The 888-nt window shown below is 68.2% G+C and carries 2 protein-coding genes and 1 pseudogene; all 3 read left to right on the top strand.

The window, feature by feature from the left end:
• Window positions 1-320, top strand: a pseudogene (locus AC1DWF_RS33005) (hypothetical protein); the annotation flags it as partial.
• A 9-nt stretch (window positions 321-329) separates the two neighbouring features.
• Window positions 330-647: a ferredoxin family 2Fe-2S iron-sulfur cluster binding protein gene (locus AC1DWF_RS33000; protein ID WP_476842722.1), complete on the top strand. Its 318-nt coding sequence runs from the start codon at window positions 330-332 to the stop codon at window positions 645-647.
• 4 nt (window positions 648-651) lie between these two features.
• Window positions 652-888: thiaminase II/PqqC family protein (locus AC1DWF_RS32995; protein WP_476842721.1), on the top strand; the 237-nt coding region annotated here is incomplete at its 3' end.

The following is an 888-nucleotide window of genomic DNA, read 5'->3' as shown; positions in this document are numbered from 1 at the left end:
TTCCCGGCCTGCGCGTGAACGGCACGATGGAGGCCCGCGTCTCGGGAAACCTCAACCTCACCTTCCCCGGCGGCATCGACGCCCAGGCCCTGATGGCGGCGCTCCCCGAGCTCTGCCTCTCCTCCGGCTCCGCCTGTTCCTCGGCCGAGATCGCGCCATCCTACGTCCTCGACGCCATGGGGATTGTCGAGGCCGAGGCCCGTGCCACCTTGCGCGTGGGGCTGGGGCGCTTTACCTCGCCCGCCGAGGCGGAGCAGGCTGCTGCGCTCATCGGGACGGCGTGGAAGGGCCTCGTCGCCCAGCCTCACGCCGCGGAGTAGACCAGTATCATGCCGAAGATGACCTTCATCGAGCGCGACGGGACCCGTCGCGAAGTGGAAGCTCCGCTGGGGCTTTCCGTGCTCGAGATCGCGCATCGCAACGGCGTGGACATCGAGGGTGCCTGCGAGGGCAGCCTGGCCTGCGCCACCTGCCACGTGATCGTGGACGGCTCCTGGTTCACCAAGCTCGCCGACCCGACCGAGGACGAGGAGGACATGCTCGACCTCGCCTTCGACCTGCAGGAGACGAGCCGCCTCGGCTGCCAGATCATCATCACCGACGAGCTGGACGGCCTCGTCGTCAAGCTGCCGTCGGCCGCGCGGTGATGGGATGCGCGGGATCGAGGATTTTGGGGCCGTAGACGGCCTGTTCCGCAGGCTCCGCGCCGCCTCCGGCGCGGATTGGACGGGCTATACGTGGCACCCCTTCGTCCAGCAGCTTTCGGCCGGCACGCTCCCGCTCAAGGCGTTTCAGCACTACCTGATCCAGGATTATCTGTTTCTCATCCACTTCGCGCGGGCCAAGGCTTTGGCGGTCGTGAAGGGGGAGAGCCTCGCGGCCATGCGG

Source organism: Aminobacter sp. P4_D5, from assembly GCF_056401815.1.
Note: the sequence above shows the minus strand (reverse complement) of the source record. Positions and strands in the feature narration are given on the sequence as shown.

What these genes read in the sequence shown, in the direction of transcription:
- AC1DWF_RS33000 (WP_476842722.1), top strand. Translation starts at nt 330, where the DNA reads ATGCCGAAGATGACCTTCATCGAGCGCGACGGGACCCGTCGCGAAGTG.